At 70.7% G+C, this 13,371-nt stretch carries 14 protein-coding genes; 7 read left to right on the top strand and 7 right to left on the bottom strand.

The window, feature by feature from the left end; genetic code table 11:
- Window positions 1–2: 2 nt before the first annotated feature.
- Window positions 3–1,901, bottom strand: coding sequence for a DNA primase (locus tag IPI43_02630; GenBank protein ID MBK7773021.1), 1,899 nt, complete (start codon window positions 1,899–1,901; stop codon window positions 3–5).
- A gap of 104 nt (window positions 1,902–2,005) precedes the next feature.
- Here IPI43_02630 and IPI43_02635 point away from each other — a divergent pair, with 104 nt between their 5' ends.
- Genes IPI43_02635 through IPI43_02650 form a run of 4 tightly spaced genes read left to right on the top strand, consistent with a single transcriptional unit; the run spans window position 2,006 to window position 5,110 of the window.
- Entirely contained in the window at window positions 2,006–2,806 is an 801-nt protein-coding gene (locus tag IPI43_02635) for a CPBP family intramembrane metalloprotease (protein MBK7773022.1), read from the top strand.
- Entirely contained in the window at window positions 2,803–3,459 is a 657-nt protein-coding gene (locus tag IPI43_02640) for an HAD-IB family hydrolase (protein MBK7773023.1), read from the top strand. Before IPI43_02635 ends, IPI43_02640 begins: the two co-directional genes overlap by 4 nt.
- 8 nt (window positions 3,460–3,467) lie before the next feature.
- Window positions 3,468–4,334, top strand: coding sequence for a carboxylating nicotinate-nucleotide diphosphorylase (nadC, locus tag IPI43_02645; GenBank protein ID MBK7773024.1), 867 nt, complete (start codon window positions 3,468–3,470; stop codon window positions 4,332–4,334).
- Window positions 4,331–5,110: a biotin--[acetyl-CoA-carboxylase] ligase gene (locus IPI43_02650; protein MBK7773025.1), complete on the top strand. Its 780-nt coding sequence runs from the start codon at window positions 4,331–4,333 to the stop codon at window positions 5,108–5,110. Before nadC ends, IPI43_02650 begins: the two co-directional genes overlap by 4 nt.
- A 71-nt stretch (window positions 5,111–5,181) precedes the next feature.
- On the opposite strand, the gene IPI43_02655 is transcribed toward IPI43_02650, so the two are convergent.
- Window positions 5,182–6,273: a CAP domain-containing protein gene (locus IPI43_02655; protein MBK7773026.1), complete on the bottom strand. Its 1,092-nt coding sequence runs from the start codon at window positions 6,271–6,273 to the stop codon at window positions 5,182–5,184.
- Window positions 6,274–6,502: 229 nt separating this feature from the next.
- Here IPI43_02655 and IPI43_02660 point away from each other — a divergent pair, with 229 nt between their 5' ends.
- A complete protein-coding gene (locus IPI43_02660) occupies window positions 6,503–7,444 on the top strand; it encodes a hypothetical protein (protein MBK7773027.1) in 942 nt (313 codons plus the stop codon).
- Window positions 7,441–8,322, top strand: coding sequence for a radical SAM protein (locus IPI43_02665; protein MBK7773028.1), 882 nt, complete (start codon window positions 7,441–7,443; stop codon window positions 8,320–8,322). The genes IPI43_02660 and IPI43_02665 overlap by 4 nt, the downstream gene beginning before the upstream one ends.
- Before the next feature lie 15 nt (window positions 8,323–8,337).
- On the opposite strand, the gene erpA is transcribed toward IPI43_02665, so the two are convergent.
- Entirely contained in the window at window positions 8,338–8,667 is a 330-nt protein-coding gene (gene erpA, locus IPI43_02670; GenBank protein MBK7773029.1) for an iron-sulfur cluster insertion protein ErpA, read from the bottom strand.
- A 214-nt stretch (window positions 8,668–8,881) separates the two neighbouring features.
- Between erpA and IPI43_02675 the strand changes: the two genes are divergently transcribed.
- A complete protein-coding gene (locus IPI43_02675) occupies window positions 8,882–9,724 on the top strand; it encodes a sigma-70 family RNA polymerase sigma factor (protein MBK7773030.1) in 843 nt (280 codons plus the stop codon).
- Window positions 9,725–9,779: 55 nt separating this feature from the next.
- On the opposite strand, the gene IPI43_02680 is transcribed toward IPI43_02675, so the two are convergent.
- The 4 genes from IPI43_02680 to IPI43_02695 form a co-directional block, all read right to left on the bottom strand.
- The gene (locus IPI43_02680) at window positions 9,780–11,438 is read right to left on the bottom strand and encodes a tetratricopeptide repeat protein (GenBank protein MBK7773031.1); all 1,659 of its coding nucleotides are present in this window, start codon (window positions 11,436–11,438) and stop codon (window positions 9,780–9,782) included.
- A 66-nt stretch (window positions 11,439–11,504) separates the two neighbouring features.
- Entirely contained in the window at window positions 11,505–12,452 is a 948-nt protein-coding gene (locus IPI43_02685; protein ID MBK7773032.1) for an OmpA family protein, read from the bottom strand.
- Window positions 12,449–12,799, bottom strand: coding sequence for a DUF4398 domain-containing protein (locus tag IPI43_02690; protein ID MBK7773033.1), 351 nt, complete (start codon window positions 12,797–12,799; stop codon window positions 12,449–12,451). Before IPI43_02690 ends, IPI43_02685 begins: the two co-directional genes overlap by 4 nt.
- The gene (locus IPI43_02695) at window positions 12,796–13,347 is read right to left on the bottom strand and encodes a hypothetical protein (GenBank protein MBK7773034.1); all 552 of its coding nucleotides are present in this window, start codon (window positions 13,345–13,347) and stop codon (window positions 12,796–12,798) included. Before IPI43_02695 ends, IPI43_02690 begins: the two co-directional genes overlap by 4 nt.
- Window positions 13,348–13,371: the final 24 nt, after the last annotated feature.

Genomic DNA, 13,371 nt, shown 5'->3' on the forward strand with positions numbered 1-13,371 from the left:
TATCACCCCTTGATGGTGCTGCCGCTTTGTTGCTTCAGCTTGTGCGCCCCGCGGGACAGGGCGACGAGTTCTTCGGTGAGTTCTGCAGCGAGCGCTTCATCGCCCGTTCGCCGCGCTTCTAAAATTCGTCTCTGGACTTTTGGGAGCTCTGCCTCAATGTTTCGCAGGGCGAGTTGCCTAACGCCACCCCCCAGCGTTTGACGAGCCGCCGATTCGTCCATCGTCTGCCGAGCCAGGCGATCTTCGAGCCAACCAAGAGCGGGATTTCCGAGCAATTCTGCAAGCAAGGCCGGTCCGTCGAGGCTTCCTAGCGACTCGAACATGGCCGACGAGGCCTGAAAGATGGCGCGAAGATCGGGGCTCGTCAAAAGCTCGCCGAAATTAGTTGAGTCGTCGCTGACAAAGAGTTGGGGATGGTCCAGCAGCGCGGTCATCAGTTGGGTCTCGATGGCTGGCAGATCGGGAGGCCTCACCCGGGCCTGGGGGGCGGGGCCACTGGGCTGCTCCTCGCGGACCCGACGCTCTTGCCGGCTAGCGCGAACTCCCTCGTGGAGCTGCCTGCGGACCTTGTCCACGTCCGTGCGCCCGAAGCGCTGGGCAATCTTCTCCTCCCACATTTGGGCCTCAACGGGATTTTTGATCTTCAGCAAAATCGGGCCGAGATCTCCAATGGCCGTTGCACTGCGTGACGGATCGCCGCCGCCCTCCGCGGCAGCATCCTCCACCAAGTACTGGATGAGGGATGGAGCCGCCTTGATACGCTCGTCGAGCGCGCGGGCCGCGAGTGCCCGAGCTTCGTCGGGCGTAGTGTCGGGGGCGCCCGAGTTGCGCAGGAAGGTGTCCGGGTCTTGACCCTTCGGGAGCGTGACCACTTGCGCGGCCACCCCCTGGTCGAGCAGCAGCTCGCCCACGGTGCGGGCCGCCTTCTTGCCGGCCGCGTCGCCGTCGAAGAGCAGCACGGCGCGCTCTGCATATCGCCGCACCAGCTTGGCGTGCGCCTCGGTGAACGCCGTGCCCATGGGCGCGACCGAGTTCGCGAAGCCGGCCTGGTGCAGCGCCACCAAGTCGAAGTTGCCCTCGCAGATGATTAGCCAGCCCTGGCGCCGGGTCTCCACGCGCCCCTCGAACAGGCCGTAGAGCACCTCGCCCTTGGTGTAGAGCGGCCCCTCCGGACTGTTGATGTACTTGGCGCTGGGGCGGTCATCTGCCGGAGCGTCCGGGGGCGGTGGCAGCTCACGCCCGCTGAACGCGATGACGCGGCCGTGCACATCGGTGATGGGGAACATCAGGCGATGCCGAAAGCGGTCGTAGTAGCCCTCGCTGCGTCGCTTGCCGATCAGACCCAGCGACTCGACCGCGCGTGGGTCGTGGCCGCGGTACTGCAGGTACTCGGCAAGGCCACTCCAGCCGCTGGGGGCGTACCCCAACCGAAAGTGCTCCGCGCTCTTGGGCGTGACCCCGCGCCCGTCGATGGCTGCTTGCGCCATGTGGCCATGCGGGTGCTGGCTGAGCTGCGCCATGAAGAAGCCGGTGGCGTCGTCCATGATGGCGACCAACCGCTCGCTCTCGGCGCGACGCTGCTGGTAGGCGCGCTCCTCGGCCTCGTCCAGCACGGGGAGTTCCACGCCGGTGCGCTCGGCCAGCTCGCGCGCCACCTCGGGGAACGGCCGCCCCTCCAGCTGCATGACGAAGCGAAACACGTCACCGGAGGCGCCGCAGCCAAAGCACTTGTACATGCGGCGCGCGGGGTTGACGTTGAACGACGGAGAGCGCTCGTTGTGGAAGGGGCAGAGGCCCGTGAAGTTGCTGCCCGACTTCTTGAGGCGCACGTAGTCACCAATGATGGTGACGAGGTCGGCCCGCTCGCGGATCTCGGCGATGGTCTCTTCCGGAATCCTCAAGTTTCGTCCTCGGAGCGCCGCATCGGACTGCGCAAGATACGGAGCGCGACTGCCAGTGGCAATGGAGGATGGCCGCGCAGGCGCACTTGGTTCACGCTGCCGCGATGAGCGCCCGGCCCGACGCCGCCAGCACGCCCGCGCGCACCTCCGCCTACAAGGAGGTGCTGGTCGTCTACGCCGCCGTGTGGGTGGTGACCTTCTTGCTGTCGCAGACCGAGGGCGTGCCGCTCATCGGAGAGCACCGCGGAGAGCTGGTGGGGCTTCTCTTCTTGGCGTGTGCCATGACGCTGGGTGCGCGCATGGGCCTCGAACGCGCTGGCCTGACGCTGGGCGGGCTCATGCTGCCCGACCCGGAGCCGGCGCACGAACGCCCCGGCATGCGTGATCCGCTCGGCGTCCTCGATCTGCTGCGCGGCATCCGGGGTGCCCTGCCCGCGGCGCTGCGCGAGACGGGGGTGGCGCTGGTGGTGGCGCTGGTGGTGTTCCCACCCTTCATCTTCGGCTTCTACCTCTACGCGGAGCCCATGCACCCCTTCGGCTGGAGCGGCGTGGCCAGCACACCCGCGCAGTGGGCAGAGTGGGGCCAGCTGCTCCTCGCGCAGCTGCTGGTGGTGGCGCTGCCCGAGGAGGCCTTCTTTCGTGGCTACGTCCAGACGCGCTTGGCCAACGCCACGCACGCCACCGACCCACGCCTGCGTGCGCCTTCCGTGCTGCTGGCGCAGGCGGTGCTCTTCGCGCTGGTGCACCTCGCCTCGGTAGCGCACGTCACGCGCTTGGCCGTGTTCTTCCCGGCGCTGCTCTTCGGGCTGATCCGCGCCAAGCGCGGCGGCATCGGGGCCGCGCTGGTGTTCCACGCGCTGTGCAACCTGCTCAGTGAGGTGCTAACGCGAGGGTGGCTCTCATGACGCTGCGCACCGCCGCCCTCTTCGACATGGACAAGACGCTGGTGCCCGTGAACACGGGCTCCCTCTACGTGAAGTGGCGCTACCGCCGCAACGAGGCACGCAAGCGCGACATGCTCCGCTTCGCCGCTTGGATGGCGCAGTACGCAGCAGGGGTGCTGGACCCGGTCGAGCTCAGCGAGAAGGGGCTGCGGGCGCTGGCCGGCGTGGACGAGGCGCAGTTTCGGCGCGAGTGCCTGCAGTGGTACCGCGAGGAGGTCGCGCACCTGGTCACGCACGCCGCCCGCCGCGAGGTGGAGCTGCGCCGCGACCAAGGTCACGTGCTGGCGGTGCTGAGCGCGTCCACCGAGTACGTCACCGGCCCGCTCGCGGCGTCGCTCGGCATCGAGCACGTGCTGTGCACCACGCTCGGCGTGGACAGCGCGGGCCTCTTCACGGGAGACGCCTCGCTCTGCTACGGCGAGACCAAGCTCGCCCGCGCCACGGCGTGGGCCAGCGAGCACGGCATCGACCTCGCGCGCAGCAGCTTCTACACGGACAGCGTCAGCGACTTGCCCGTGCTGAACGCGGTGGGCGAGCCGCGCGTCGTCAACCCCGATCCACGCCTGCGCCTTCGGGCCGCGCTGCAGGGCTGGCCCATCGACATCTGGCGCTGAGAGCACCCATGACCCAACCGCACACGCTGCACCTCCCTCCCCGCCACGTGCTCGAGCGCATCACCACCATCGCGCTCGAAGAAGACCTCGGCCGCGGCGACCTCACCACCGAGGCCACCGTGCCGGACCACGTGCAGGGCGCGGCCACGTTCACGGCGCGCGAGCCGCTGGTGTTCAGCGGCCTGGCGCTCATCCTGGAGGTCTACCGGCAGGTGGACCCGAGCGTGGTGGTGAGCGCTCAGCGCGCCGATGGCGACCGGCTCACCAAGGGGGAGCACGCCTGCCGGGTCAGCGGGTCGGCGGCCAGCATCCTGCGTGGTGAGCGCGTGGCGCTGAACTTCGCGCAGCGCATGTCGGGCGTGGCCACGCTCTCGCGGCGCTTCGTGGATGCGCTCCCCGCGGGCAGCCGCACGCGCATCGCCGACACGCGCAAGACCACGCCGGGGCTGCGCGCGCTCGAGCGCTACGCGGTGCGCTGCGGTGGCGCGTACAACCACCGCGAAGACCTGAGCAGCGCCGTGCTCATCAAGGACAACCACGTTGCGGCGGCGGGTGGCGTGGCGGCGGCCATCGAACGCGCGCGCGCCTACGCGCCGCACACCAGCCGCATCGAGTGCGAGGTGGACACGCTGGCCCAGCTCGAGGTGGCCCTCGCCGCCGGCGCGGACATCATCATGTTGGACAACTTCGACGACGAGTCCACGCGCACCGCGCTCGCCATCGCCAAGGGGCGCTGCGTCATCGAGGTGTCGGGCGGCATCACGCTCGCGCGCGTGCACACGCTCGGCGCGCTGGGCGTGGACGTCATCAGCGTGGGCGCGCTCACCCACTCGGCGCCCGCGGTGGACCTGGGGCTCGACTGGTCCGTGCCGTGACCGTGTTCGACGCCGAGCGCTGCGGCTCGTTGCTGACCACGGAGCGCCTGGGCCGCTCGCTGGTGGCGCTGAGCGAGACGGACTCCACCATGGACGACGCGCGCGCTGCGGCGGACGATGGCGCACCCGAGGGGCACGTCATCTTGGCGGACCATCAGCGGCGGGGGCGTGGCAGTCACGGCCGCGTGTGGAGCTCTCCACCGAGCAGCGATCTGTACTTCTCCGTGGTGCTGCGGCCTGCCCTCTCGCTCGCGGACCTGCCGCCGCTGACGCTGGCGGTGGGCCTCGCCGTGGCCGACGCGCTGGCGCACGAGGCGCCGCACGCGGACGTGGGCATCAAGTGGCCGAACGACGTGTTCGTCGACGGCAAGAAGTGCGCTGGGGTGCTGGTGGAGACGCGCAGCGTCGGGCTGGACCCGGCGGCGGTGATCGTGGGCATCGGCGTCAACGTCAACCGCTTGGAGTTCGCCCCCGACTTGGCCGGCGAGTCCACCTCGCTCGCGCTGGTGACGGGCCAGCCCATCGACCGGGAGGCGCTGCTGGCCAGCGTCTTGCTGCAGCTCGAGCGGCGCGTGACCCGCTTCGTGGCGCACGGCGCTGCGGTCATCGTGAGCGCGGTGGAGGAGCGCTTGCTCTACCGCGGGCAGCACGTCGCCATCGACCAGCACCGAGGCACGCTCCTGGGTGTGGACGCCGATGGGGCGCTCCGGCTGCGGGTCGACACCGGCGGGACGGTGCGGGTGCTCTCGGGCCGACTGCGGCCGGACCCGGGATAAGGGCAACTCGTCGCCGTCGCCGTCGCCGTCAACGCTCACGTCAACGTCCACGTGGGAACAGGTTGGAGCCGCTACTGCGGGGTGAGTCGCCAGTAGCCGCGCGGCGCGGTGGTGGGCGTGGGCTGCACCCGCGTGGGCACCTGCGTGGTGGCGGCGGGCGGGGTGCCTTGATAGCCGGGAGGCGAGCCTTGGACGGTGGTGTCCGGGTAGACCAGCTGCCCCGTGCGGGTGCCGGCCGGCACAGGGAAGTACCACCAGCGGCCCTCGTGGAAGAGCCAGTAGCCCGCCACCCCGCGGTGGGCGCGCGTGAGGCGCAAGGTGGGGAGCGTGCCCGTCGTCTGAGCCTGGGGTTGGGGCTGCTGCGCGTAAGCCTGCTGCGCCTGGGCCTGGGGCGGCGGGGGCACGCTCGCGACCTGCGGAGCAGGCTCGGGCGGGTAGTACTCGTCGGGCTGCGCGGGCTCGGGCTCCACCAGCGCCGGAGTCGCCGGGGGTGGCTGCGGCACGTCCGCGACGCTGGGGGGCGGCAACGCCGGCTCGGGCACCAGCCGGGCCATCAACTCGGTGAGGTAGATGCCGTCCGTGCCCTGCGCGAGCCCCACGCCGATGTGCGTGGCGTTGGGGTCCAGCAGCTGTGCACGGTGCGCTTCGCTAGCCAAGATGGCCTCGTGGGCGGCCATGGCGCTGGGGCGACGCGAGATGTTCTGGGTGACTCGCAGGGCGCGGACGCCCGCCGCGCTGGCCCGGTCGGCTGGCGAGCCGGTGGTGGGCGACACGTGCGCGAGCGCCTGGGCCTGCGCCATCTCGGCACTGTGACCACGCGCGGCCTGCATCAGACCGGCGTGGCTCACCAGCGGGCCCAGCGACTCGGCCGCTCGGAGCATGTTGATGGCGTCCAGGATGGCGCCCTCCTCACCAGCCTCGCTGTCCGGCGTGGCGGTGGCTGCAACGGCGGGGGCTGCAGGGGCGGGGCGCGCGGGGGCCGCGGGCGCGGGGCGGGACCCCTCGATGGGGGCGGGGGCCTGCTGACGCTGGGCGCCTACGTGGAGCGGCGCAGACAAGAAGGACAGCGCCAGGGCCACGACGCCCCCCATCTGCCGCGGCGAGGTCCAGACGCGGCCGATGGTGCCATGGAGGGGTGGGGACTCGGGGGGGAGCACGGACATCAGGATAACGCCTAAAGCAATGCCCGCGCCAACAGGGTTCGCGCCTCGAGGATCCCACGTGGGAAGCCTGAAACCCCCTTGGAGGGGCCCTGTGGTGGGGTGGCGGGGCGAGCTGTGACCGGTCGAGGGGTGTGAACCAGGAGCCCGCCCGGGTCCCGGGGGTCACACCGTGACGGCGCGTTCACGCCCGCTTGCAAACCCGTGGCAACCCACGCACACCGTTCCCCGGATGACATCGCTGGCACACCACCTCGACCTCCTCGAGCACGGCGTCGGGGCGTATCGCACTTCGGACCGCCTGCTGCGGGTCACGGGAGACGACCGCCTGACCTGGCTGCAGGGCCAGCTCACGCAGGATGTTCTCACGTTACGGCCAGGAGGCTCGGCCTACGCCCTCCTGCTGCACCCCACGGGCAAAATCTTGGCGGACCTCGACGTGCTGTGCCGGGAGACTGATCTGGTGCTGGTGTGCCCGCTCGACGCGGTGGACGAGGTGAGCGCTCAGCTCGAGCGCTACGTCATGATGGAAGACGTGGAGCTGGAGCGGCTTCCGGGTGCGGTGCTCGCGCTGCAGGGGCCGCGCGCCGTTGCCCTGCGCGGAGCCATCCGCGACGCACGCGGGACCGACGCGGTGTTCGAGGTGGACCGTCTGGGTCGCGGCGGCCTGTTGGTGCTCGAGAGCGCGGACGGTGGCGAGGACGCGGTGGGCGCGGGCGCGGCCTTGTTGCCTTGCGTGGTGGAAGCCGGCGGCGGCTGGGTGTCCGCCGAGGCCACGCTGCTGGCGCGCCTGCGAGCGGGCCGGCCCGCGTTCGGAGCCGACTTCGGGCCGAGCGTGCTGCCCCAGGTGGCGGGGCTCACGCGCCGCGCCGTGTCGTTCAAGAAGGGCTGCTATCGGGGGCAAGAGCCGGTGGTCATGCTCGAGCATCGTGGCTCTCCGCCGAAGCGGCTCGTGCGCCTCGAGATCCAGGCGGCGGACGCGCTGCCTGCGGGGACCTCGCTGAGTGCCGCCGACGGGGCCCCGCTGGGCGCGATTACGAGCGCAGCCCGCGGACCGGACGGCGTGGTGTACGCGCTGGGCACGCTCAAGCGCGGCGCGGCCCTCACCGACGTGACCGGCGCGGGCGATGACGGCCAGCGCTACCCCGCGCGCGTGCTGGAGTTCGCGGAGTGAGCGGCGGGCTGCGCTACGAGGGCCGCGTGTTCCGGCCGCCCAGCGAGCACGACGCGCTGATCGTGCAGGCCACCATCGGCTGCTCGTGGAACCACTGCACCTACTGCGACATGTACCGGGACAAGACGTTCCGCGCGCGCCCCGTGGAGGACACCCTGCGCGACCTGGACGTGGCCGCCAGTGAGCACGCGCGAAACGTCCGGAAGCTGTTCCTGGCCGACGGCGACGCGCTGGTGCTGCCCACGGACACGCTCCTGGCCATCCTGGTCCGCGCACGTGAGCGCTTCCCGCGCCTCGAGCGCGTGTCGTGCTACGCCATGGCCCGCAACGTCACCGGCAAGTCGGACGCCGAGCTGCTGGCGCTGCGTGACGCAGGCCTGACCCGCCTCTACATCGGCCCCGAGTCGGGCGATGACGTGGTGCTGAAGCGCATCGCCAAGGGGGACACCTTCGCAGGCCATGTGAGCGCGGCAGAGCGTGCGCACCGCGCGGGCATGGAGCTCAGCGTCATTGCGCTGCTCGGCATCGCCATGGAGCGCAGCAGCGAGCACGCGCGCGCCACGGCCGCGCTGGTGACCGCCATGGACCCGGCGTTCTTCTCGGCGCTCACGGTCACCGTGGTGCCGGGCACGCCGCTCGCCACGCTCACCGCCCGAGGGAGCTTTCGCGTCCCCGGCGTTCCGGAGCTGCTGCGAGAGCTACGCGAGATGGTGTCGTTGGCGCGCCCCACAGACGCGCTCTTTCGCACCAACCACGCGTCCAACTACCTGCCGCTGGGCGGGCACCTTCCGCGCGACGCGGAGCGCATCTGCGCCACGATCGACGCGGCGCTCGAGGGACGCATCCCGCTCCGACGTGAGGCTCAGCGGGGCCTCTGACGATAGCCCCGGCGCTCAGGCGCTGAAGCTGGAGCCGCAGCCGCAGGTGGCCTTGGCCGCCGGGTTGAGGAACTTGAAGCCCGCGCCGTGCAGGCCCTCGACGTAGTCGATCTCGGTCCCTTCGAGGTACTGGTAGCTCATCATGTCGATGTAGATGGGGATGCCGTGCGACTCGAAGGTCTGGTCGAGGTCGGTGGTCTCGTCCTCGAAGAAGAGGTCGTAGGAGAAGCCGCTGCAGCCACCGCCGATGACGCGGACACGCAGGCCCTGGGTGCCCAGGTCTTCGGCCTCGCGGATTTCACGAACCTTCTCGGCAGCTTTGGTGGTCAGGGTCAGCTCGGACATGGTCGAAGGCCTCCAGAAAGGGAACGCGCGAACTATAGGGCGGGGGTCTCCATCGTGCCAGCTGGAAACTCACGTTAGGGGATGCTGGTAACGTTGAGCTGCACAAAAACGACGTCTCTTCACTCCCGGTCTTGACGTTGTCGGTTCCAAACATTACGTAACGTCACGTTAGTTTTGAAGACGCAACCGCGTCAGGAAGTGTTCTAGGTGTTCCATGATGATGCCGCGTGACGCATCGCTCGACCGCTACATCGACCGTGTCAGGTCGCTCCCGAAGCTCTCCCGCGAGGAAGAGCACGAGGTAGCCCTGCTCGCGCGTACCGGTGACGAGCAGGCGATCCACCGGCTCGTCGAGGCAAACCTACGTTACGTCGTGGCCATCGCGCTCCAGTACCGGCGCTACCCCATCCGCATGGGAGACCTCATCGCGGAGGGCTCGCTGGGTCTGATGACGGCGGTCAACAAGTTCGATCCCGAGCGCGGGACGCGCTTCGTGACGTACGCGGGCTACTGGATTCGAGCGTTCGTGCTCGAGTCGGTGGTGCGCTCCACGACCATGGTCGGAGGCGGGACGGGCGCGCTGCGCTCGAAGCTCTTCTTCCGGCTGCGGCGCGAGCGGGCGCGGATCGCCGCGACGGAGCAGAGCCCCGAGCGTCAGGTCGAGCTGCTGGCCGTGCAGTTCGAGACGACCCCGGAGCGGATGCAGACCATGCTGAGCCAGCTGGACGCGCGCGAGCTCTCGCTCGACACCCCCGTGCACGACGACGCCCGGGACACCCTGGGCGCCTCCTTGCAGGACACCGCCCCGCTCATGGACGAGCAGATGGACCGGACGCGCACCGACGAGCGGATCGCGGCCATCCTGAAGCAGGCCATGCGTGAGCTGGACCCGCGCGAGCGGTACATCGTCGAGCAGCGCATGCTGGCCGACAACGACGAAGAGGCCTCGCTGGCGAGCCTCGGGCGTGAGCTGGGCGTGAGCCGTGAGCGCGCCCGTCAGCTCGAGACGCGGGCGAAGCAGAAGCTGCGCAAGCACCTCGAGGCCGTCTCGGCATGACCCCGGCGACCGGCGGAGCGATCCGCCGGTCGTCTCGTTCGGGCAGCGACGCCTCTCAGAACGAGATCTCGACGCCGCCGGCGAGATCCAGGCCCCAGCTCATCTTGTTGCCAGCGCCCATGGGGACCAACACCACCAGCTCGGGCTCGAGGTAGAAGCCGAAGCCATTGAAGACGCGGTAGCTGGTGGTGAGGCCGGCCGAGACCGAGAGCAGGCCGGTCTGGATCCACGGCTCGCGCATGCGCACGTCCGGCGTGGCTGGGTTGGGGCGCTGCGTGGGCTGCAGCTGGATCTGGCCGATGCCGATGCCAGCATGGAGCGCGACGTTGATGCCCGTGAAGGTCGGCCGCGTGAGCTGGAGCTGCCCGCGCAGGTTGAACATGACGCGCGAGAGCGTGCCGAGCCCGGCCTTGATGTTGACGCGCACCCCGACGGCGAGACCGACGCGGTCCGTGAAGTACCCGCCCACCTCGATGTCGAGCTGGTGGCTCGGCACGAAGCCGTTGCTCGTGACCCGCACGTGGCACTCGTCTTGGGTGGCGTAGATGACGCCGCCGATGTCGCGCTCGGGGCCCGGGTTGCAGCCCGACAGACCGGTGCTGGGGTCGATGTAGGCCGCCCAGTCGGGAGAGTTCCAGTCGCCCGGCGGGATGGCCGGGTTGTTGTCTTGCGGCGGCAGGCCATCGGCCACCATCCCGCTGGTGGCGTAGAACATTCCGGCGCCTGCGCCGAAGTGGAAGAAGAAGCGCGGGCCGGGCTCCTGAGGCGCCGTGCTGCGATCCCAGCTGCAGAGGCCCTCGAGGCACTCGAGGCCCGAGGCGCACTCCGCGCTCTCGGTGCAGGCGGCGCCCTCGCCCTGCGGCGCGCTCTCGTCGCACTCGTCTTCCGCGCACTGGGGCTGACCCACGCACTGGGCTGCGGCCGCCTGCCCGGGGAGGGATGGCGCGGCCAGGCTGCGCTCACCCACCACCACCACCTCGAACGGCTCGTTGGCGCTGCCGGCGAAGCCCACCGAGCTCCCTCCGGGACCGAAGACCACGATGTAGTAGCGCACCGAGGGGGCCACGACGCGACGGCAGGGGATCTCGGCGCCGTAGCCGCCCGCCATGGCCGTCATGGCCACGCGCTCGTAGCGGCGCATGCCGCCGGTCCGGAAGTACAGCATGACCTCGCTGATTTCGGTGCCACCCGGCACCTCGAGGTAGACGGGCACCGGCGTGTTCACCAGCTGTTCGGCGATGGGCTCGTGCTCGAGCGCCAAGCCCTGACCACCTGCGGCCGCGCCGGCCGTGGCACCACCACCGCGGCTGTGGCGCTGCTGCGCGAGGATGAAGCGCGACTGGATGTCGGGCGAGCTGAGCGCCGGATCCAGCTCGATGTTGGCGTCGGCGTTGAGCGCCTGGACGAACAGGTCGAGGCCCGCTCCGGTGTCCTGGCGCGCGCCGATCGCCACGATGGCGAGGTTCATGTACGTGCGGGCGAGCGGCGTGTCCGTGATGCGGTGGCGCTGGCAGAGGGCGAGGGCCTCTTCGAGCAGCTCTTGCGCGCGGTCGAACTCGAAGTTGCCGTACTCGTTCATCGCGCGGATGTTGAGCGCCGCGACCTGGTCGCGTTGGGCCGGCTGTGCGCCCGCAGGGAGCGCGCTCGCGAGCACGAGAGCACCGATCACCCACGGCGCGAGCGCCGCCACCATCCTCATTCGGAGACCGTCCATCGGCGGCATCCTATCGCGCTTCCGCGCGCACGTCGCGTTCAAGATGCGCCCCCACCGCGAGTACCTCTAGAGCGCCCCGTCGCCGCCTTCGGTTCGGCGCACCTCGACGCGGCGGTTCGCGGCGCGCCCCTCCTCGGTGCTGTTCGACTCGAGCGGGAGCTCCTCACCGTAGCCACGCGCGCTGATGCGGTCGGGATCTGCTCCCTCGGCGACGACCAGCTCGCGTAGGCGCTCAGCGCGGCGCTGCGACTCCGCGAGGTTCTCGAGCTCGGTCCCCTCACTGTCCGTGTGGGCTCCGATCTCGATGCGCATCGCCGGGCGATCGCGCAGCGCGCGGGCGAGCGCACGCAGCAGCGGGCGCGTGGGCTCGGCCGGTGCGCCGTCGGTGTCCAACAACAGCGGCCGCAGCAACACGATGCGCTCGGAGCGGACTACGAGACCCTCGTAGCTTCCTGGGCAGGCGGCGCCCGCTTGCCCTGCCGCTCGCGGACACTCGTCGGCGGAGTCGGGCACCCCGTCCGCGTCGTGATCGGGGGCGGGCGTGAGCAGCACATCACCCGAAGGGTCGGGCGCGCTCGTGGGATCCGGAGTCCCTACGGGGTCCAGCAGCGGAGCGGCATCGGGGTCCCCAGGATCATCACCCCCAGGGGCGGCATCCGTGAGGGGCGCGGTGTCGATGGGCGCCTCGCTTTCGCTCGATGCAGGCTCTTCCTCGAGAGGAGGATGGCCGGAGCAGCGGGCGGCTGGGCTCAGGTAGAGGGCAGCCCCCGCGTTGGGCTCGGCGATGGCCAGGTGCTCCTCCGCCCGGGCGCGCTGACCCCGCTCGCGCTCGAACGTGGCGAACCCGAGGTGCGCACGCCCGAGTGCCAGCTCTCGCGGCGCGCAGCGCATGGCGCCCGCTTCCTCCGCGCGAGCGAGCGTGCCCTCGATGGAGACGAAGCGACGCTCCCAGCTGGGGTCTGCGGCACAACCACTCAGCCACAGCGCCACCGCGCATGTCAGCAGCGCCCTCATGGCGCGGTCGTGGCCCCCCGGCTGGTGGCCTCGGCGCGCTCGGCGTGCTCGCGTGCGATGCGGGCGTGGTCCGCTGCGTCTTGGAAGGCCGACTCGGCGGCCTCTTCGCGAGCCTTGTCGAGGTGCGCCAGGGCAAAGTAGTAGTCGTACGTGGCCAGCTCCTCGGCGCCAGCGTCGTGCGCGCGCTCGACGGCGCGCTCGGCTGGCCGCATGGACGCGAGGTACAGGCCGGGGCCGCACCCGCCGAGCAGCGCAGCGAGACCGCCGACCCACAGCGTGGCGCACACCCCACGGCCCAGCCGACGACGCGCCGCGAGGGCCGTCCGCCCGGGCCTGCCGGTGCTCACCCGCGACCTCGGCCCCAGATGACGCGGGCCACCGTCCCCATCAAGCCGAGCACCAGGATGGACCCCATGAGCCACGCGCTGGGCTGAACGGGCCCGGCCGAGAAGTCGGTGAGGCCGAAGCCGCGCGTGAACTGCGCGTGGGTGCCCACCACCGAGAGCCGATCGCGCAGCGTGAGCGCGACAGCGGCCGACGCGACCATGGCCACCGCGAGGAGCGCACCGCTGATGGCGTCCCGCTGCGCCCGGGCCAGCGCTGCGGCGCACGCGAAGCCGAGCAGCCCGACGCCCACCAATAAGATGAAGCCGATCAGGGCGAGCGCGGACGGGATGCGCTGGACATCCACCATGTAGACCAGGAACCAGTCTCCGTGGAGCACGTAGAAGTAGATGCCCACGGGCACGACCAGCAGGCTGGCGTAGAGCAACAACGCGGTCGCGCTCGACGTGAGCAACACCGGCCGCGGGGACACACGGATCTCGGAGCGCCCCGCCAGCGCGATGGCGATGCCCGCCGCGAACACGAAGCAGAGGAGCGAAGGGAGTGGCACGCCCCGAGCTAACGCGATGCGGGG

The sequence above is a fragment of the Sandaracinaceae bacterium genome (assembly GCA_016706685.1).
In the GTDB taxonomy this organism is placed as follows: Bacteria; Myxococcota_A; Polyangia; order Polyangiales; family Houyiibacteriaceae; genus JADJJE01.

Excerpts from the sequence above, each read along its gene's own strand:
- nadC (MBK7773024.1), top strand. The coding sequence starts at position 3,468 with ATGACCCAACCGCACACGCTGCACCTCCCTCCCCGCCACGTGCTCGAG.
- IPI43_02680 (MBK7773031.1), bottom strand. The coding sequence starts at position 11,438 with ATGGACGGTCTCCGAATGAGGATGGTGGCGGCGCTCGCGCCGTGGGTG.
- IPI43_02655 (MBK7773026.1), bottom strand. The coding sequence starts at position 6,273 with ATGTCCGTGCTCCCCCCCGAGTCCCCACCCCTCCATGGCACCATCGGC.
- IPI43_02640 (MBK7773023.1), top strand. The coding sequence starts at position 2,803 with ATGACGCTGCGCACCGCCGCCCTCTTCGACATGGACAAGACGCTGGTG.
- IPI43_02685 (MBK7773032.1), bottom strand. The coding sequence starts at position 12,452 with ATGAGGGCGCTGCTGACATGCGCGGTGGCGCTGTGGCTGAGTGGTTGT.
- IPI43_02635 (MBK7773022.1), top strand. The coding sequence starts at position 2,006 with ATGAGCGCCCGGCCCGACGCCGCCAGCACGCCCGCGCGCACCTCCGCC.
- erpA (MBK7773029.1), bottom strand. The coding sequence starts at position 8,667 with ATGTCCGAGCTGACCCTGACCACCAAAGCTGCCGAGAAGGTTCGTGAA.
- IPI43_02660 (MBK7773027.1), top strand. The coding sequence starts at position 6,503 with ATGACATCGCTGGCACACCACCTCGACCTCCTCGAGCACGGCGTCGGG.
- IPI43_02675 (MBK7773030.1), top strand. The coding sequence starts at position 8,882 with ATGATGATGCCGCGTGACGCATCGCTCGACCGCTACATCGACCGTGTC.